The organism is Streptomyces sp. NPDC048361, from assembly GCF_040651795.1.
Classification (GTDB): Bacteria; Actinomycetota; Actinomycetes; order Streptomycetales; family Streptomycetaceae; genus Streptomyces.
The window spans coordinates 46,584-65,963 of record NZ_JBEZKW010000011.1; the positions used below are offsets into that span (position 1 = coordinate 46,584).

The 19,380-nt window shown below is 72.0% G+C and carries 15 protein-coding genes; 12 read left to right on the forward strand and 3 right to left on the reverse strand.

The genetic code is table 11. The features are described 5' to 3' along the window. The first annotated feature begins 708 nt into the window (after positions 1-708). Complete coding sequence (locus AB0D31_RS08735) at positions 709-1,536, forward strand: enoyl-CoA hydratase family protein (protein ID WP_362718976.1); 828 nt, start codon at positions 709-711, stop codon at positions 1,534-1,536. Then, the gene (locus AB0D31_RS08740; protein ID WP_362718979.1) at positions 1,521-3,998 is read left to right on the forward strand and encodes a bifunctional salicylyl-CoA 5-hydroxylase/oxidoreductase; all 2,478 of its coding nucleotides are present in this window, start codon (positions 1,521-1,523) and stop codon (positions 3,996-3,998) included. Before AB0D31_RS08735 ends, AB0D31_RS08740 begins: the two co-directional genes overlap by 16 nt. On the opposite strand, the gene AB0D31_RS08745 is transcribed toward AB0D31_RS08740, so the two are convergent. Then, complete coding sequence (locus tag AB0D31_RS08745; protein WP_362718982.1) at positions 3,990-4,847, reverse strand: PaaX family transcriptional regulator C-terminal domain-containing protein; 858 nt, start codon at positions 4,845-4,847, stop codon at positions 3,990-3,992. The two genes, AB0D31_RS08740 and AB0D31_RS08745, sit on opposite strands and share 9 nt — an antisense overlap. Before the next feature lie 4 nt (positions 4,848-4,851). Beyond that, complete coding sequence (locus tag AB0D31_RS08750) at positions 4,852-6,468, reverse strand: AMP-binding protein (RefSeq protein ID WP_362718984.1); 1,617 nt, start codon at positions 6,466-6,468, stop codon at positions 4,852-4,854. A gap of 227 nt (positions 6,469-6,695) precedes the next feature. Here AB0D31_RS08750 and AB0D31_RS08755 point away from each other — a divergent pair, with 227 nt between their 5' ends. The 4 genes from AB0D31_RS08755 (at position 6,696) to AB0D31_RS08770 (ending at position 10,269) form a co-directional block, all read left to right on the forward strand. Beyond that, entirely contained in the window at positions 6,696-7,805 is a 1,110-nt protein-coding gene (locus AB0D31_RS08755; protein ID WP_362718987.1) for an acyl-CoA dehydrogenase family protein, read from the forward strand. Beyond that, the gene (locus AB0D31_RS08760) at positions 7,802-8,200 is read left to right on the forward strand and encodes a RidA family protein (protein WP_362718990.1); all 399 of its coding nucleotides are present in this window, start codon (positions 7,802-7,804) and stop codon (positions 8,198-8,200) included. Before AB0D31_RS08755 ends, AB0D31_RS08760 begins: the two co-directional genes overlap by 4 nt. 92 nt (positions 8,201-8,292) lie before the next feature. Then, positions 8,293-9,201 (forward strand): dihydrodipicolinate synthase family protein, encoded by a 909-nt coding sequence (locus AB0D31_RS08765; protein ID WP_362718993.1) that lies wholly within the window; start codon positions 8,293-8,295, stop codon positions 9,199-9,201. 66 nt (positions 9,202-9,267) lie between these two features. Then, on the forward strand, positions 9,268-10,269 hold the full coding sequence (locus AB0D31_RS08770; RefSeq protein ID WP_362718996.1) for a proline racemase family protein: 1,002 nt from the start codon (positions 9,268-9,270) through the stop codon (positions 10,267-10,269). Positions 10,270-10,334: 65 nt separating this feature from the next. Here AB0D31_RS08770 and AB0D31_RS08775 read toward each other — a convergent pair whose 3' ends face one another. Further along, the gene (locus tag AB0D31_RS08775) at positions 10,335-11,282 is read right to left on the reverse strand and encodes a methionyl-tRNA formyltransferase (protein ID WP_362718999.1); all 948 of its coding nucleotides are present in this window, start codon (positions 11,280-11,282) and stop codon (positions 10,335-10,337) included. Between the two features lie 261 nt (positions 11,283-11,543). On the opposite strand from AB0D31_RS08775, the gene AB0D31_RS08780 reads away from it, so the two are divergent. The 6 genes from AB0D31_RS08780 to AB0D31_RS08805 all read left to right on the forward strand — a co-directional run bounded on the left by AB0D31_RS08780 (position 11,544) and on the right by AB0D31_RS08805 (position 19,146). Further along, positions 11,544-12,911, forward strand: coding sequence for a SidA/IucD/PvdA family monooxygenase (locus tag AB0D31_RS08780; RefSeq protein ID WP_362719002.1), 1,368 nt, complete (start codon positions 11,544-11,546; stop codon positions 12,909-12,911). 184 nt (positions 12,912-13,095) lie between these two features. Beyond that, on the forward strand, positions 13,096-14,199 hold the full coding sequence (locus AB0D31_RS08785; protein WP_362719154.1) for an iron ABC transporter permease: 1,104 nt from the start codon (positions 13,096-13,098) through the stop codon (positions 14,197-14,199). A gap of 2 nt (positions 14,200-14,201) precedes the next feature. Next, positions 14,202-15,257, forward strand: a complete 1,056-nt coding sequence (locus tag AB0D31_RS08790; protein WP_362719004.1) for an iron chelate uptake ABC transporter family permease subunit — start codon at positions 14,202-14,204, stop codon at positions 15,255-15,257. 93 nt (positions 15,258-15,350) lie between these two features. Then, positions 15,351-16,196, forward strand: a complete 846-nt coding sequence (locus AB0D31_RS08795; protein WP_362719006.1) for an ABC transporter ATP-binding protein — start codon at positions 15,351-15,353, stop codon at positions 16,194-16,196. A 104-nt stretch (positions 16,197-16,300) separates the two neighbouring features. Further along, complete coding sequence (locus AB0D31_RS08800; RefSeq protein ID WP_362719009.1) at positions 16,301-17,356, forward strand: iron-siderophore ABC transporter substrate-binding protein; 1,056 nt, start codon at positions 16,301-16,303, stop codon at positions 17,354-17,356. A 2-nt stretch (positions 17,357-17,358) separates the two neighbouring features. Further along, positions 17,359-19,146, forward strand: coding sequence for an ABC transporter ATP-binding protein (locus tag AB0D31_RS08805; protein ID WP_362719012.1), 1,788 nt, complete (start codon positions 17,359-17,361; stop codon positions 19,144-19,146). The last annotated feature ends 234 nt before the right edge of the window (positions 19,147-19,380 follow it).

The following is a 19,380-nucleotide window of genomic DNA, read 5'->3' on the forward strand; positions in this document are numbered from 1 at the left end:
CGGAGGGTCCGTTCGGGTAGCCAGGACAGTCGTGGCGCGGGGAGTGGTCCTCCCCCCACGGTACGAAGGAGTGGCGCCAGGTCATAGGGGAGCTGGGGCCGGGGACGCCGGACGGTGGGCCATCGGTGCACGGGACTTTGGTCTCTGGGCGGCCCAGGGCCCGGCGCGAGCGGTGGCCTGCTGCCCGCTCGGCGGGCTCGGGACGGGGCCGGGCCCGTGTGCGGGCGGGCCGCTGGAGGGCCGGGACGGGTTTCGCGCGGGTCGTGGCCTCGGCCGGGCCCGGGGGCCTTCCGTGAACCGTGCCTCGGCAGATCCTGGGCCCTCCGTGAACCGTGGTCCTGGGCGCGTATGGCGCGGTGGTGCGGGCTCGCACCACGGTCGCCCCCGGCCTTGCACGGCCGTCTCGGGCCCGTACGGGGGGTGGTGTGAGCCCGCACGGCGACGTGGTCCCGGCCCCGCACCACGGCGTGGCCGCAGGCCGTGCCCGCCCGGCCCCGCACCGCGAGTACCCGCAGACCGTGCCCGCCCCGTACGACGAAGTGGTCGCAAACTGACCCGGCCCCGCACTTGCCCGTCGGCAGGCCCAGCGCCACCGGCGGCGCGTATCGCGTACTCGTGACGACAGTCACACAAGGGTGTTACCTTCGGAGGGCAGGCAGCAGACGCAGCGGCGGCACGCCGCCCCGCCGAAGGAGGCCGCAGCCCCCGATGAGCCCCTTTCCCAGCTCAGCGCCCCGCACCGAGGACTGGCGCCATCTCCGGCTCGTCATCGCCGACGGCGTCGCCACGGTCACCCTCGCCCGCCCCGAGAAGCTCAACGCGCTGACCTTCGGCGCCTACGCCGACCTGCGCGACCTGCTCGCCGAGCTGACGAGGGAACGCTCCGTACGCGCCCTGGTCCTGGCCGGCGAGGGCCGCGGCTTCTGCTCGGGCGGCGACGTCGACGACATCATCGGCGCCACCCTGTCCATGAACACCGCGGAGCTCCTCGACTTCAACCGCATGACCGGCCAGGTCGTCCGCGCGATCCGCGAGTGCCCCTTCCCGGTGATCGCGGCCCTGCACGGCGTCGCCGCGGGCGCGGGCGCAGTGCTCGCCCTCGCCGCCGACTTCCGTATCGCCGACCCCACCGCGCGCTTCGCGTTCCTGTTCACCAAGGTGGGCCTGTCGGGCGGTGACATGGGCGCCGCCTATCTGCTGCCCCGCGTCGTCGGCCTCGGCCACGCCACCCGGCTGCTCATGCTCGGCGAGCCGGTGCGCGCCCCGGAGGCCGAACGCATCGGCCTGCTCAGCGAGTTGACCGACGAGGGCCGCGCGGACGAACGCGCCGTCGAGCTCGCCCGCCGTCTCGCCGACGGCCCCGCCCTCGCGTACGCGCAGACCAAGGCGCTGCTCACCGCCGAACTCGACATGCCACTCGCGGCCTCCGTCGAGCTGGACGCGGCCACCCAGGCGCTCCTGATGAACGGCGAGGACTACGCCGAATTCCACGCCGCCTTCACCGAGAAGCGCCCCCCGAAATGGCAGGGCCGCTGACGATGGCCCACCCACCAGCCGCCGCGTCCGTCGCGCGCAGCACTCCCGACGCGGCCCACGTGCCCAGCACGCCCGTCACGCCCCATGTGCCCGAAGCGCCCCACACGCCCAGCACTCCCGATGCATCCAGCGCGCCCGACGCGCGCAACACTCCCGACGCGCCCGGCACCCCCAACGGTCGCCCCCCACTACGCATCGCTGTTATCGGCGGCGGCCCCGGCGGGCTCTACGCCGCGGCCCTGCTCAAGCGGCTCGCCCCGGCGCGCTCCATCACGCTCTGGGAGCGCAACGCACCCGACGACACCTTCGGCTTCGGCGTCGTGCTCTCGGACGAGACCCTCGGTGGCATCGAACACGCCGACCCGGCCGTCTACCGGGCGCTGCGCGCCGAGTTCGTCCGGTGGGACGACATCGACATCGTGCACCGGGGGAACACCCTCACCTCCGGCGGCCACGGTTTCGCCGCGCTCGGCCGGCGCAGGCTCCTGGAGATCCTGCACGAGCGCTGCCAGGCGCTCGGCGTCGACCTGCGCTTCCGCGCCGAGGCGCCGCCCGCCGCCGAACTCGCCTCCGCGTACGACCTGGTGGTCGCCGCCGACGGGGTGCACAGTCTCACCCGCGGTGCGCACGCCGAACACTTCGCGCCCCGCATCACGACCCACCGCTGCCGCTACATCTGGCTCGCCGCCGACTTCGCGTTCGACGCGTTCCGCTTCGAGATCGCCGAGACCGACCACGGCGTGATGCAACTCCACGGCTACCCCTACGCCGCCGGCTCCTCCACGGTCATCGTCGAAATGCGGGAGGAGGTGTGGACGGCCGCCGGATTCGACACGCTCGACGAGAAGGCCTCCGCCGACCTCTGCGCGAAAATCTTCACCGACGCCCTCGGCGGGCGGACCCTGCGCGGCAACAACTCCTCCTGGACCGCCTTCCGTACCGTCGTCAACGACCGCTGGGCGTACGGCAATACGGTGCTGCTCGGCGACGCGGCGCACACCGCGCACTTCTCCATCGGCTCCGGCACCAAGCTCGCCGTCGAGGACGCCCTCGCCCTCGCCGCCTCCATCGAGGAGCAGCCCGATCTGCCCACGGCCCTCGCGGCGTACGAGAGCGAGCGCCGGCCCGTTGTGGAGTCGACGCAGCGCGCGGCCGCCGCGAGCCTGCGCTGGTTCGAGGAGCTGGGCCGCTATCTCGACCAGCCCGCGCGGCAGTTCGCCTTCAACCTCCTCACCCGCAGCCGCCGCGTCACCCACGGAAACCTGCGGCTGCGCGACAGCGGCTTCACCGACACCGTCGAGCGGGAGTTCGGCTGCCCGCCGGGCACCCCGCCCATGTTCACCCCCTTCCGGCTGCGCGGCCTCGAACTGAAGAACCGCGTGGTCGTCTCACCCATGGACATGTACTCGGCGGTCGACGGCGTCCCCGGCGACTTCCACCTGGTGCACCTGGGTGCCCGTGCGCTCGGCGGCGCGGGCCTGGTCATGACCGAGATGGTGTGCGTCAGCGCCGAGGGTCGCATCACCCCCGGATGCGGCGGCCTCTACACCGGCGAACAGGCCGACGCCTGGCGGCGGATCGCCGATTTCGTGCACACCCAGGCGCCCGGCACCGCCCTCGGCGTCCAGCTCGGCCACTCCGGGCGCAAGGGCTCCACCAAGCTCATGTGGGACGGCATGGACCAGCCGCTCGACACCGGCAACTGGCCCCTCGCCGCCGCCTCTGCCCTGCCCTACCGTCCCGGCGTCAACCAGATCCCGCACGCCCTCGACCGCGCGGGGCTCACCGCGCTCCGCGACCGGTTCACGGCCGCGGCCCGCCGCGCCGCCGACTGCGGCTTCGACCTCCTCGAACTGCACTGCGCCCACGGCTACTTGCTCTCCGGTTTCCTCTCCCCTCTCACCAACCAACGGACCGACGCCTACGGTGGTTCCCTCGCCGGGCGGCTGCGCTACCCCCTCGAAGTGTTCGACGCGGTCCGCGCCGTCTGGCCCGCCGACCGGCCGATGACGGTCCGGATCTCCGCCACCGACTGGGCCGACGGTGGCACCACCGCCGAGGACGCCGTCGAGATCGCCCGCGCCTTCGCCGCGCACGGCGCCGACGCCATCGACGTCTCCACCGGCCAGGTCGTCCCCGGTGAACGCCCCGAGTTCGGCCGCTCCTACCAGACCCCGTTCGCCGACCGGATCCGCAACGAGCTGGACATCCCGGTCGTCGCGGTCGGCGCCATCTCCTCGTGGGACGACGTCAACTCCCTGCTGCTGGCCGGCCGGGCCGACCTGTGCGCCCTGGCCCGCCCCCACCTGTACGACCCGCACTGGACGCTGCACGCCGCCGCCGAACAGTCCTACGCGGGCCCCGGCGCGAGCTGGCCCCTGCCCTACCGGGCGGGCAGCCGCCCCCCGCCCACCGGCCGCACCGACGCCCCCCGCCCGCGCCTCAGGCTGACCTCAGACTGAAACGACGCCCGCGCGGACACCGGACCCGGGCAGCTCGCCCCGCACGAACCCGGCTCCCGCGTCCCGCAGCAGCGCGTGCAGCCGGGCGAAGACGTCGGCGGAGCGGGCGCCGGGCCAGGCCCGGGGCAGCAGGCCGGCGGGCAGACCCGGATCGGCGTAGGGAAGACGGCGCCAGGAGTCGAGGACCAGAAGGTAGTCCCGGTAGGCGGCCTCCGAGCTGCCCGGGCCGGCGGGTGCGCGCGACTCCCAGGTGCGCAGCACCGGCTCGTGGCGGGCGAGGAAGTCCTCGTGCTGCTGAGCGATGGCGGGCAGGTCCCACCAGCGTGCCACCGCCTCGGCCGTGGGCGCGAAGCCGAGGTGGTTGCCCGTGAACAGGTCGACGTACGGGGCGAGTTGGAGGCGTTCCAGGGTGTGCCGCGCCTCGTCGTACAGGTGGGCCGGGGCGAGCCACACGCCGGGCGCAGCCGAGCCGAAGCCGAGCCTGGCCAGGCGTGAGCGCAGGACGTGCCGCTTGCTGCGTTCCGTCTCGGGGACGGAGAACACCGCGAGTACCCAGCCGTCGTCGGCGCGCGGCGCGGGGTGGGCGTAGATGCGCCGGTCGCCGTCGTCCAGGAGCTGGCGCGCGTCGTCCGACAAGGCGTAACCGGCCGAGCCGAGCGCCGTGGGCTGCGCCACGAGCAGCCCACGCCGTTTCAGCCGGGACACCGACGAGCGGACGGAGGGCGCGTCGACGCCGACCGCCGCGAGCAGCCTGATCAGTTCGGCCACCGCGAGGGAGCCGGAGGTTTCGCGCCCGTAGGCGCCGTACAGCGTCACGATCAGGGATCGGGGAGTGTGCAGCTCGGCCACGCGGTCACTCTAGTTCCCGCAGCCTGAAGCGCTGGAGCTTCCCGGTGGGGGTGCGCGGCAGGGCATCGAGGAAGACGATCTCGCGCGGGCACTTGTAGGGAACGAGTTCGGACTTCACGAAGTCGCGGAGGAGCGCCACGGTCTCCTCGCCGCGTGGCACACCGGGCCTCAGCACGCAGTACGCGACAACGGCATGGCCCCGCCGTTCGTCGGGCCGGCCCACCACCGCGGCCTCCGTCACGTCGGGGTGGCGAAGCAGCGCGTCCTCGACCTCGGGGCCCGCGATGTTGAACCCCGCCGAGATGATCATGTCGTCGGCGCGGGCCACGTACCGGAACCAGCCGTCGCTGTCGCGCACATAGGTGTCGCCCGTGACGTTCCAGCCGTGCCGTACGTAGGCGCGCTGGCGCTCGTCGGCGAGGTAGCGGCAGCCGACCGGGCCGCGTACCGCGAGGAGTCCCGGCTCGCCGTCCTCGACGGGCTCGCCCTCCTCGTCGACGACGCGTGCCTGCCAGCCCGGTACGGGTCTTCCGGTGGCGCCGGGCCGGATGTCGTCGTCGGCGGCGGAGATGAAGATGTGCAGGAGTTCGGTGGCGCCGATGCCGTTGATGATCCGCAGGCCGGTCCGCTCCCGCCAGGCCCGCCAGGTCGCCGCCGGCAGGTTCTCGCCGGCCGACACACAGCGCCGCAGAGCGCCCAGGTCGTAGCTGTCGAGCTCCTCCAGCATCGTGCGGTAGGCGGTCGGCGCGGTGAACAGGACGGAGACGCGGTGCTCGGCGAGCGCGGGCAACAGCTGCCTGGGGCCCGCCTGTTCGAGCAGCAGCGCGGACGCGCCGGCCCGCAGCGGGAAGACGACGAGGCCGCCGAGCCCGAAGGTGAAGCCGAGCGGGGGGCTGCCCGCGAAGACGTCGTCGGGGGACGGCTTCAGGATGTGCCGCGCGAAGGTGTCGGCGATGGCGAGCACGTCGCGGTGGAAGTGCATACAGCCCTTGGGGCGGCCCGTGGTGCCGGAGGTGAAGGCGATCAGGGCGACATCGTCCGCGGAGGTGTCCACGGCGGCGAAGCGCCCGGCCGGGGCCCGCTTGACCAGGTTCACGAGGTCGCCGGGCCCGTCGCCGCCGTACGCCGTGATGCGCAGCCCGGGTGCTTCGGCCCGCTCCAGGTCGTCGAGGACGCGGGCGTCGCACAGGGCGTGGCCGATCCGTGCGATGGAGCACATGACACCCAGCTCACGGGCGCGCTGCTGGGCGAGGACCGTGACGGCGACCGCGCCCGCCTTCATCACCGCGAGCCAGCAGGCGGCCAGCCACGGCGTGGTCGGCCCGCGCAGCAACACCCGGTTTCCGGGCACCACGCCGAGTTCGCCGGTCAGGACATGGGCGATCCGGTCGACCCGGTCACGCAGCTCCCGATAGCTCCAGACCTCGCCCTCGCCGGTGCGGAAGACGGGACGGTCCGGGCCGAAGCGCGCGATGGTGGCGTCCAGGAGCTCCGCGCCGCAGTTGAGCCGGTCGGGGTAGTCCGGCCCCGGCGGGCCGAACAGCAGCTGGGGCCACTGGTCGGCGGACGGCAGATGGTCGCGGGGAAAGGTGTCGGCGTGCGCTGAGGTCTTCAGCTCCATATGGGATCGCCCCCTTGTCGCCTCTGGAGCGTATCGTTTGGATGACGACAGTCAACAGTTCGCGATAGAGCGGTCGGTGCGGTCGGTGCCGGCTCGACATCCGGCCGGCGCCGGTCGGGGTGAGCGGTGCGGGCCGGTGTCGGTCCGCGTCGTCGTCCGAGCCGAGTGGGACAGTCGTCGTCCGAGCCGAGTGGGACCGTCGAAACCCGAGTGGGAGAGGGGTGGCCATGCCCGGATTCGCGCTGGAGCCCGGTCAGCGGGAGTGGTGCGGGGAGCTACGGGTGCTCGCGGAGGCGCGGCTGCGTCCCCTTGCGGACAAGGGTGAGCCAGGCCGGGTCAACCGGCCACTCGTCGCGGCGCTCGGCGAGCACGGGCTGCTCGCCCGCCTCTTCGATTCCGGCGCGCTCGACCTGTGCCTGATGCGGGAATCGCTGGCGTACGCGTGCACCGAGGCGGAGACCGCGCTCGCCCTCCAGGGCCTCGGCGGGCACCCCGTCGCCGCGTACGGCACGCCGGCGCAGCGCGAGCGCTGGCTGCCCGAGGTGTCGGCGGGCCGCGCGGTCGCCGCGTTCGCGCTCAGCGAGCCGGACGCGGGTTCGGACGCGGCGGCGCTCAGTCTCAACGCGGCCGAATACAAGGGGGGTTGGAGGCTGACGGGCGAGAAGTGCTGGATCTCCAATGCGCCCGAGGCCGACTTCTACACCGTCTTCGCCCGCACGACGGCGGACGCCGGCGCACGCGGCGTGACCGCCTTCCTGGTCCCCGCCGACCGGCCGGGCCTGGCCGGCGCCCCGCTCGACATGCTCTCCCCGCACGCCATCGGCAGCCTCACCTTCGACGGCGTGCCGGTGAGCGCCGACGACATGCTGGGGGAGCGGGACCGGGGTTTCACCGTCGCGATGACCACGCTCAACCTGTTCCGGCCGAGCGTCGGCGCGTTCGCCGTCGGCATGGCGCAGGCGGCGCTCGACGCCACCCTCGCCCACACCGCGCGCCGCACCGCGTTCGGCGGCCCGCTCAAGGAGCTCCAGGCCGTCGCCCACCAGGTCGCCGACATGGCGACCCGCACCGAGGCCGCGCGGCTCCTGGTGTACGCGGCCGCCGCGGCCCACGACCGGGGCGATGCCGGCATCGCGCGCGGCTCGGCCATGGCCAAGCTGTTCGCCACCGAGGCCGCGCAGTACGTCGTCGACACGGCGGTCCAGCTGCACGGCGCCCGCGCGCTCCACCGCGGACACCTGCTCGAACACCTCTACCGCGAGGTCCGCGCACCCCGTATCTACGAGGGCGCGAGCGAAGTGCAGCGCACCATCATCGCGAAGGAGCTGTACCGGTGAGCCTCGACCGAGTGAACCCCGCCGGGCTGTCCCCGGCGACCGGCTTCAGCCACGCCGTCGTCGCCACCGGGTCCCGTCTGGTGTTCCTCGCCGGGCAGACCGCGCTGGACGGCGACGGCAAGGTGGTGGGCGCCACGCTGCCCGAACAGTTCCGCACTGCGCTCACCAACCTTCTCGCGGCCCTGTCAGCGGCGGGAGGCACCCCGAGCGACCTCGCCCGCGTCACCGTGTACGCCACGGACGTCGCGGACTACCGCGAACGGGCACCTGAACTGGGAGCCATCTGGCGGGAGTTGGCGGGCCGCGACTATCCGGCGATGGCCGTGATCGGCGCGGTCCGGCTCTGGGACGGCGACGCGTTGGTCGAACTGGACGGGTTCGCGGTCCTCGACTGAGCGCAGCGGCCGCAAGGCCCTTGTGGGTAGCTGTGGCAGTTCAGTAAAATGTCACACACCACACTGGGGTTGGAACACTTGGGAGTTGGACCATGACGTCAGCAGCACCCCGCCGCGCGCGCCCCTGGCACGGAATCCTCGTAGCGACTGCGCTTCCCCTGCGCCCCGACCTCTCCATCGACTTCGACACCTACGGCCGGCACGTCCGCTGGCTGATCGAGAACGGCAGCGACGGAGTCGTGCCGAACGGATCGCTCGGCGAATACCAGACGCTCACCGACGAAGAGCGCGAACGCGTCGTGCACACGGCCATCGAGGCGGCGGGCGACGGCGACCGCGTCATGGTCGGCGTCGCGGCGTACGGCAGCGCCGAATCCCGTCGCTGGGCCGAGCGGGCCGCCGCCGCCGGAGCGGGCTCCGTGCTGCTGCTCCCGCCCAACGCCTACCGCGCCGACGAGCGTTCCGTGCGGGCCCACTACGCCGAAGTCGCCCGGGCGGGCCTGCCCGTCGTCGCGTACAACAACCCCTTCGACACGAAGGTGGACCTGACGCCCGCCCTTCTCGCCCAACTCCACGCCGACGGCTCCATCGTCGCCGTCAAGGAGTTCAGCGGCGATGTGCGCCGGGCCTACGAAATCGCCGAACTCGCCCCAGAGCTCGACCTCTTGGCCGGCGCCGACGACGTGCTGCTGGAACTCGCGACCGCCGGAGCCGTGGGCTGGATCGCCGGATACCCTAACGCGCTGCCCGGCGCCTGCTCCCGGCTCTACCACGCGGCGGTCGCCGGCGACCTCGCCACCGCCCTCCCCCTCTACCGGGCGCTCCACCCGCTGCTGCGCTGGGACTCCAAGACCGAGTTCATCCAGGCCATCAAGGTGTCCATGGACATCGCCGGGCGCCCGGGCGGCCCGACCCGGCCGCCGAGGCAGCCGCTGACGGCCGAGCAGGACGCGGTGGTGCGCGCCGCCACCGAGAAGGCGCTCGCCGAAGGCCACAACTAGAGCGGCCGGACACCCCCTGGCCCGCCAGGCCGAAGGCCACAACCAGCCCGTCAGAGAGGGACGTTCATGCGGACCCGACACGTCTACCACGCGGTCGACTCGCACACCGAGGGCATGCCGACCCGCGTCATCACCGGCGGGCTCGGCGTCGTGCCGGGCGCCACCATGGCCGAGCGCCGGCGGTACTTCGCGGAGCACCTCGACCACATCCGTACGCTCCTGATGTACGAACCGCGCGGACACGCCGCGATGAGCGGGGCGATCCTCCAGCCCCCGACCCGGCCCGACGCGGATTACGGCGTGCTCTACATCGAGGTGTCCGGTCTTCTGCCGATGTGCGGGCACGGCACCATCGGGGTGGCGACGGTCCTCGTGGAGACCGGGATGGTCCCGGTCAGCGAACCCGTCACCACGGTACGGCTCGACACCCCGGCCGGCCTGGTGAGCGTGGAGGTGCGGGTCGAGGACGGCGCGGCGCGGTCCGTCACGCTGACCAACGTCCCCGCGTTCTGCCTCGCGCTCGACCGCAAGGTGCGGGTCGCCGGGCTCGGCACGGTCACCTACGACCTCGCGTACGGAGGAAACTTCTACGCCTTCGTCGAACTCGACGCGCTGGGCCTGCCGTTCGGCCGGGACCACAAGGACGAGCTGCTCACCGCCGGGCTCGCGATCATGGACGCCATCAACGCGGCCGAGCCGCCCGTGCACCCCGAGGACCCGGAGATCGCCGGGGTGAAGCACGTCTACCTCGCCGCCCCGGGCTCGGACGCCACGCGCTCGCGGCACGCGATGGCGATCCACCCGGGCTGGTTCGACCGCTCCCCGTGCGGCACCGGCACCTCCGCACGCATGGCCCAGCTGCACGCCCGGGGCGAGCTGCCCCTGGGCCGCGACTTCGTCAACGAGTCCTTCATCGGTACGGAGTTCAGCGGCAGGCTCGTCGGCGAGACGACGGTGGGCCCGTTCACCGCGGTGATTCCCACGGTGACCGGACGGGCGTGGATCACCGGCACGGCGCAGTACTTCCTGGACCCGGCCGACCCGTTCCCGGCGGGCTTCCTGCTCTGAGCCCGGCGATCACGGCCTGCCCGGGACCGTCCGGGCCGGGCCGGTGATCACGGTCGCCGTCGCTGTCAGGGGCGCGCGGTGAGGTAGCCACCCATCGATGTGAAGTACTCGGCAGCGGGCAGCTCCCGGCCGTCCTCGGTCCGTACCCGGGTGACGGCGAGCCCGTGGTTGCGGCCCGTGCGGGCGTCCGCCCCGGCGACGATCACCACGCCGTCGCCCTCGCGATAGAAGACACGGCCCGGGGTGCCGCCGTACCGGCCCTCGGACACCACGGCACCGAGCACCTCCAGACGTTTGCCCTTGTGGAAGGTGAAGGCGGCCGGGTACGGCGCGGACTGCGCGCGGATCAGGCGGTCCAACACCTCGGCCGGCCACTCCCAGTTGATGCGGATGTCTTCCTCGGCCCGCTTGTGGAAGAAGCTGGCCCGGGTGCGGTCCTGCTTCGTGAACTCCGTCTGCCCGGAGGCGATCAGGTCGAGGGCGCCGATGGTGACCGGGGCGATCAGGTCGACCGTCTTGTGGAAGAGGTCGGTCGCGGTGTCCCGGGGGCCGACGGCGACCGCCTCCTGGCGCACGATGTCGCCCGCGTCGAGCTCCTCGTCCATCAGGTGCGCCGTGACGCCCACTTCGGGCTCGCCGTTGATGACGGCCCAGATCAGCGGCGAGAAACCGGCGTACTGGGGCAGCAGCGAGTCGTGCACGTTGAGGGTGCCGTGCTTGGGCAGGGTGTAGACGCGCGGCGGTATCCAGGTGCGCCAGTTGTTGGCGACGATGATGTCCGGGTCGGCCTCCTTGAGCCGCTGGAACAGCTCCTCGTCGTCGGGCCGGTTGCGGATGACGACCGGAACGCCGTGTTCTTCGGCGAGTTCGGCGACCGAGTCGCTCCAGATCTTCTCGTAGGCGTGCTCGCTCTTGGGGTGCGTCACGACCATCACGACCTCGTGCTCGGAGTCCAGGAGCGCCTTCAGGGTCCGATGGCCCCAGGTCTGATAGCCGAACATGACGACCCGCATCGGGTTCCTCCTCGTAGAGCGAAACAATCAGGGGCAAGTAAAGCAAGGCTTACCTAACAACGCAACGACCCCGATTCTGGGGCCGATTGACCCTGAGGCGAGCCAAATGACCTCTTTGTCCGGTCGACAGTGCCGCACGCATCAGGTTAGCCTCACCTAAGTTCCACTCGGCTGCCGGTCACCGGTGCGCCTGGACTCCCCCTTTTTCCCACCCTCGACACGACGCCCCACGGGCGGCTGTCCCGCACGAATGGGAGTGACATGTCACAGGCTCTTCCCGGCGACGCCCCAGTGATCCACGATCTGATCGGCATCGGCTTCGGGCCGTCGAACGTGGCCCTGGCCATCGCGCTCAGCGAGCACAACGCGCGCGTCGGAAGGCAGGAGGCGGTCACCGCTCACTTCTTCGAGCAGCAGCCGGGCTTCGGATGGCACCGCGGGATGCTCATCGACGACGCGACGATGCAGGTCTCCTTCATGAAGGACCTGGTGACGCTGCGGAACCCGACCAGCGAGTACAGCTTCCTCTGCTATCTCCAGAGCAAGGGACGCCTGATCGACTTCGTCAACCACAAGAACCTGTTCCCGCTCCGCGTCGAGTTCCACGACTACTTCGAGTGGGCCGCGGCCAAGGTCGACGACATGGTCTCGTACGGCCACCAGGTCGTCGCCGTCGAACCCGTCCTGCGCGACGGCGTGGTGGAGTACGTCGACGTGACGGCCCGCTCGGGCGACGAGGTCGTCGTGCACCGCGCCCGCAACCTCGTCGTCGGCACCGGACTGCGCCCTGTCATGCCCGAGGGCATCGAGCGCACCGACCGCGTCTGGCACAACTCGGACCTCCTGAGGAAGGTCGACGCCCTGGAGGGCACCGAGCCCCGGCGCTTCGTCGTCGTCGGCGCCGGCCAGAGCGCCGCGGAGAACGTCGCCTACCTCCACCGCCGCTTCCCCGACGCCGAGGTCTGCGCGGTCTTCTCGCGCTACGGCTACAGCCCGGCGGACGACAGCAGCTTCGCCAACCGCATCTTCGACCCGCAGGCCGTCGACGAGTACTTCACGGCGCCGGAGGACGTCAAGCGCCGCCTGATGGACTATCACGGCAACACCAACTACTCCGTGGTGGACATCGACCTCATCGACGACCTGTACCGCCAGGCGTACCAGGAGAAGGTGCTCGGCGAGGAACGGCTGCGCTTCCTGAACATCTCGCGCCTCACCGGCGTCGAGGAGTCCCCCGACGGGGTCCGCGCCACCGTCACCTCCCTGGTCACGGGCGAGGAGAGCGTGGTCGACGCCGATGTCGTCGTCTGCGCGACCGGATACCTCCAGGCCGACGGGCTCGGTCTGCTCGGCGACGTCGCCGGCCTGTGCCACCGCGACGAGCAGGGGCGCGTCCGCGTGGAGCGCGACTACCGCGTGGCGACCGACCCCGAACTGCGGTGCGGCATCTACCTCCAGGGTGGCACCGAGCACACCCACGGCATCACCTCCTCCCTGCTGTCCAACACCGCGATACGCGTCGGCGAGATCCTCGACTCGATCCTCGGCCGTGACCTCACGGGCGCGGCCGGCGCGGCGTGGTCCGTCGCCGAGGAGACCGACGCCGCCCTGGGCCAGCCGGCCCGCTGACCGGGTTCCCCCCACCGCACCGCCGCCGTGCCTGCCGGGCGTTCGCTCCGTACAGGCGCGGCGGCGGCGCGTCCGCGGTACGCGTGAGCCATGAGAGCGGTACGCGTGAGACACGAGAGAGGAAAGGCCTGTGCTCCCTGGTACGCGCCGCCCCACCGGTGAACCTCCCCCCGGCAAGGGCAGGATGCCCCGGCCGTGCGGCACCCCGGCCCGGGTGGCCCCGGCCGGCGTGGGCGCGATCGCGGTGGAACGACCGGCGCCGTCCCGGATCACCGGCGCACGGCGACGGCGGATCGGCGGGCTCGCGGCCGTCCTCGCGGTCCTCGTCGTCGCCTCGGTGGTCTCCATCGCCGTGGGCGCGCGGGCGTTGACCCCGGCCGAGGTGTGGCACGGCCTGTTCGCGGGGCAGGGCCACGACCAGAAGGCGACGGACATCCGACTCATCGTGGAGACCGTGCGGCTGCCGCGGACGGTGCTCGCGATCGTCGCCGGCATCGCGCTGGGCGTCGGCGGCGCGCTGATCCAGGGCTTCACCCGCAACCCCATCGCCGACACCGGCCTGTTGGGGGTGAACACCGGCGCCTCGTTCGCCGTGGTGACGGCGATATCCGTGTTCGGGCTCAGCGACCCGTTCCAGTACCTGTGGTTCGCCTTCCTCGGGGCCGCGCTCGCCGGCGGCGTCGTGTTCGGCCTCTCCAGCATCGGCCGCGGCGCCGGAAACCCGCTCACCCTCGCCCTGGCCGGGCAGGGCGTCGCGGTGTTCCTCGCGGCGATGACGACGGCGGTCGCCCTGTCGGACAAGGCGGCCCTGAACGCCCTGCGGTTCTGGAACGCAGGCTCGGTGGCCGGTGTCCCGTTCCGCGTCATCTGGCCGATGACCGCCTTCATCGTGGTCGGCCTCGTCCTGGCCCTGGCCGTCCTGCCCTCGGTCAACCTGCTCAACCTGGGGGACGACGTGGCGCGGGGGCTCGGCGTGCACATCACCCTGATCCGGACCGCCGGCATCGTCGCCGTCACCCTGCTCGCGGGCGCGGCGACCGCGGCGTGCGGCCCCATCGCCTTCCTCGGACTGATGGTGGCGCACGTGGCCCGGTACCTGGCCGGACCCGACTACCGCTGGCTCGTGCCGTACGCGGGACTGCTCGGCGCGGTCGTCCTCCTCGTCTGCGACATCGTGGGGCGCGTCGTGGTGCGGCCGGGCGAGCTGGACGCCGGCGTCCTCGTCGCCCTCATCGGTGCCCCGTTCTTCGCGGTCCTGGTGTGGCGGGGAAAGGTCAGGAGCGCGTGAACATGACGGTGGTGAAGCCGGCGGTGGCGCCGGGTGTGCGGATCGGCCGCGTGTCGTTCGTCTGGCGGCCCAGGGTCGTCCTGGTCACGCTGCTCATGGCGGCCGCAGTCTTCTTCCTGTTCTGTCTCTCCCTGTCCCTCGGGGACTTCCCCCTTGCCGTGCCCAAGGTGATCGCCTCGCTCTTCGGAGGCGGCGCACAGGTCGACCATTTCGTCATCATGGACCTGCGCATGCCGCGGGCCCTGGCCGGGCTCGTCGTGGGCATCGCCCTGGGGGTGTCGGGGGCGCTCACCCAGTCCATCGCCCGCAATCCGCTGGCCAGTCCGGACATCCTCGGGATCACCGGCGGCGCCGGCGCGGTCGCGGTGTTCCTCGTGACGGTGTCGGGCGGCGCCGCCACCGCCGTCACCGGCTCCGTCGGCCTGTCCGGGGCGGCGCTCCTAGGCGGCCTCGCCACGGGGCTGCTCGTCTACTTCCTGGCGTGGCGGCGCGGGGTCGACGGGTTCCGGCTCATCCTCATCGGCATCTCGGTGAGCGCCGTGATGCAGGCGATCACGACCTGGCTGCTCGTCACCGCCGACATCAAGGACGTGGCCAGGGCCCAGGCGTGGCTGGTCGGTTCGCTGGACAACCGGTCGTGGGACGACGTGTGGGTGGCGCTCTGGGGCACCCTCGCCGTCCTGGTCGTCGTGGGCTGCGCGGCCTTCCAGTTCAAGCCGCTGCATTTTGGTGACGACGTCGCGGCGGGGCTCGGCGTCCGGCACGCCCTGGTGCGCGCGGTCCTGCTGCTGTGCGCGGTGCTGCTCGCCGGGTTCGCCGTGAGCGCGGCGGGACCTGTCCCGTTCGTCGCCATGGTCGCGCCGCAGGTGGCGATGCGTCTGACGAAGCATCCGACGCCGCCGCTGATCGCTTCGGCCCTGGCCGGGGCGCTCCTGCTGCTCGGCTCGGACCTCGTCGCCCGTACCGCCCTGCCCGTCACCCTGCCCGTGGGCGTGGTCACCGCGGCGATCGGCGGTCCCTTCCTCATCCACCTCCTCGTGCGGGCCAATCGCCGTTAGGAGGTGTCTGGCGGAACATGGCCGGGGACGCGGCGTCTGGCACGGCACCCCCTAATGATAGAAAGGTTAGGCATACCTAACAGAGGGGGAGTCATGGCCGTCGAGTCCATCACCGCGACCGAGCCCGGGGTTGTCGGCGTTCCGCGCCTCGCGGCCAGGGGCGTCACGGTCGGGTACGGCGACCGGACCGTCATCGACTCCCTCGACGTGACGATCCCGCCGGGCGTGGTGACAACGATCATCGGCCCCAACGGGTGTGGAAAATCGACCCTGTTGAGGACCCTGACGCGGCTGCTCAAGCCCACCTCGGGGTCGATCGTCCTCGACGGCGAGGACATCGCCCGGCTCAGGACCCGCGAGGTGGCCAAGGAGCTCGGTCTGCTGCCGCAGTCGCCGGTCGCACCGGAGGGCCTCACCGTCGCGGACCTCGTCGCCAGGGGCCGCCATCCGCACCAGAGCTGGCTGCGCCAGTGGTCGTCGGACGACGTGTCGGTCGTGGAGCGCGCGCTGACTCTGACCGGGATCTCCGACCTGGCCGACCGGCCCGTCGACTCGCTCTCCGGGGGCCAGCGCCAGCGCGCCTGGATCTCGATGACACTCGCTCAGGGCACCGACCTCCTGCTGCTCGACGAGCCCACCACCTACCTGGACCTGGCGCACGCCGTCGACGTACTCGACCTCGTCGACGATCTGCACGAGTCGGGCTGCACGGTCGTCATGGTGCTGCACGACCTGAACCTGGCGACGCGCTACAGCGACAACCTCATCGTGATGAAGGCGGGTTCGGTCCTCGCGCAGGGCCACCCGCGCGACGTGGTGACCCCCGAACTGCTCCACGAGGCATTCGGCCTCCGGGCCCATGTGGTCGACGATCCGGTGGGGGAGCGGCCGCTCATCGTGCCGATCGGCCGCACCCACGTACCGGGCCTGGACGGCTGACGTACCCCTCTCCTGGAACTTAGGCTAGGCTTACCTTACTTACCTGAGCCCGGCCTGCCCCGATGCGGGGGCGCGGCGGCCTGTTCGAAAGCAAGGGATCCCGGATGCTCCTCGACCGAACGACACGTATGAAGCCCTGGCGGCGCCTGGCGGCGACGGCGGCCGCCGCGGCACTCGGCGTCGGGCTCCTCGCCGGGTGCGGCTCCAACGCGTCGGACAAGGACGCGAGCGACGGCGCCAACACCCCGGCCGCCTCGGGTGCGTTCCCGGTCACCGTGGAGCACGCGTTCGGATCCACGAAGATCGACAAGGCGCCCCAGCGTGTCGTGACCGTCGGCTACACCGACGACCAGGAAGTCCTCGCGTTCGGCATCAAGCCCGTCGGCATGGTCGACCAGTACCCCAACCCGCCCGGCCACAGCCCCGACGTCAACACGCAGTGGCCCTGGGTGAAGGACAAGTGGGGCGGCGCCAAGCCCGAGGTCATCATGAACAACGGTGACGCCGGGCCCAACTTCGAGAAGATCGCGGCCCTGCGCCCCGACCTGATCGTCGCGGTCTACTCCGAGATCGACAAGGCCGCCTACGACAAGCTCTCCCAGATCGCCCCCACGGTCGGCCGCACCAAGGCCGAGAAGGAGCCGTTCAGCGCTCCCTGGCAGGACAACGCCCTCCAGATCGCGACGGCGCTCGGCAAGGCCGACGAAGGCAAGCAGATGGTCCAGGGCATCCAGGACAAGCTCGCCGCCGTGAAGAAGGCACACCCGGAGTTCGCCCGGCAGACGGCTGTCGCGCTGTCCTGGTACAAGAACTCGGTCACGCCGTTCACCACCACCGACGTACGCGGTCAGCTCCTGACCGGCATGGGCTTCAAGGGCCAGAGCGAGATCGACAAGATCGCCGGCTCCAACTTCTCCACCCAGCTCTCCCCTGAGCGCATGGATCTCGTCGACGTGGACCGTGTCTTCGCCATCAACGACAAGGCCGACACCGAGGCCCTCAAGAAGGACAAGCTCTTCACCAACCTGAAGGTCACCAAGGCGAACAAGGTGTCCTACCTCCTGGACAGCGAGGGCCCGGCGGCCGGCGCGGCGATGTCGCAGGCCACGCTGCTCTCCCTGCCGTACGCGATCGACCAGCTCGTCAAGTCGGCCGGCTAGCGGTGAGCGCCACCGAAACGCGCGCCGCCCCGGCCGCCCTGCGCACCACGGGCGGCCGCGAGGCGGCCCGGTGGGTGGCGGCGCACTGCCGCACGATGCCGTGGCTGACGGCGGCCACCGTGTCCAGCACGGTGGCCGGGGCCGCGCTCCAGATGCTTCCGGTGCTGCTGCTCGGCCGGGTGGTCGACGCGGTGGTGTCGGGCGAGGAGCGCTCGGCCCTGCTCACGACCGGGGTGGTGATGGTGGCCGCCGCGCTTCTCGGCGCGGCGGCCACCGCCCTGTCGACCTATCTGATCGGGCGGCTCGGCGCCGACCTGCTGGCCCAGTTGCGCGAAGGCGCCGTCCGGGCCGTCCTCGGGATGCCCATCGCCCGGGTCGAACAAGTCGGCCGGGGCGATGTGCTGTCCCGGGTGGGCGACGATGTGGCCGTCCTGTCCAAGGGCATCCGCTCGGCCATCCCCACGGTGTTCTCCGCGGGCGTCCTGGTCGCCGTCGCCACGATCGGCATGTTCGGCCTCGACTGGCGGCTCGGCCTCGCGGGCGCCTGCGCACTGCCCGCCTACGCGCTGGCCCTGCGCTGGTACCTGCCGCGCTCGGCTCCCCTCTACCGCAAGCAGCGGCTCGCCCAGGCCGATCGCGCGCAGGCGCTGATCAGCGGCCTGAACGGCATCGACACGGTGCGCGCGTACCGCCTGGAGGGGGCGTTCCGCGAGCAGGTCGCAGGCGACTCGCGGCGGGTGCGGGACTACGGGATCGAGGTGTTCCGCTTCTTCGGCCGCTTCGTCGGCCGGGAGAACCGCGCGGAGTTCATCGGCCTGGTGCTGATCCTCGTGGTCGGTTACGTCCTCCTGGAGACCGGGTCCGCGAGCCTCGGCGACGTATCGGCGGCCCCGCTCGTCTTCCACCGGCTGTTCACGCCGCTCGGCGCGATCATGTTCACCTTCGACGAGGCGCAGAAGTCGGGCGCGAGCCTGACCCGGCTCGTGGGGGTGCTCACCGAGCCGGCCGCCGAGCGCCTGGTGGGGCAGGCCGACGCGGCCCCGCCGGACGGCACGTCGTACCCGGTGACGGTGGAGGGGCTGACGTTCTCCTATCCCGGCGCCGGCGAACCGGTCCTGCGGGACGTCACGCTGACGATCCCGGCCGGTGGATCGCTGGCTCTCGTGGGTGCGACCGGCGCGGGCAAGTCGACCCTCGCCGCGCTCATCGCGGGCATCGAGACCCCGAACTCCGGTTCCGTGCGCATCGGACCGGCCGACCTCGCCGATCTCGACGAGGTGGGCGCGCGAGCCCTGGTGAGCGTCCTCACCCAGGAGACGCATGTGTTCTCCGGTCCCCTCGCCGACGATCTGCGGCTCGCCGCACCGGGGGCGAGCGACACCGAACTCGTGGACGCGCTGCGCACGGTGGGCGCCGACGGATGGGTCCAGGCGCTGCCCGACGGGCTGCACACGGCGGTCGGCGAGGGTGGTGAGCGCCTGGACGGCATGCAGGTCGCCCATGTCGCCCTGGCCCGGCTCGTGTTGGGCCGGACACCGGTGGTGGTGCTCGACGAGTCGAACGCGGAGGCCGGCAGTGAGGGCGCCGCCGAACTGGAACGCGCCGTCCGGGCGGCCTGCGCGGGCCGCACCACGCTGTTCGTCGCGCACCGGCTGACCCAGGCGATGGCCGCCGACCGGATCGCCGTGCTGGATGCGGGGCGGGTCGTGGAGCAGGGCACACACGCGGAGTTGGTGGCCCTGGGTGGCCGCTACGCGCGCCTCTGGAGGGCCTGGAGAGAGGGTAGTTAGGTAACCCTAATTTAGGTTAGGGTTACCTTCGTGCCTTGGAAGGGTGTTGAGTCTTCGATGATGGAACCGAGCGCTCGTCTCGTGCTGTTCTCTCCCGCGCGCCTGGCTGACGTGCAACGGCGCTTGGGTGGCCACGCCGACCGGGCCGCGGCCGACGGGGCCGTGGCCGGCCCGGGCCTGGCCGGCGAGACCACCCCCGACCGGACCTTCGCCGACCGGACCTTCGCCGACCGG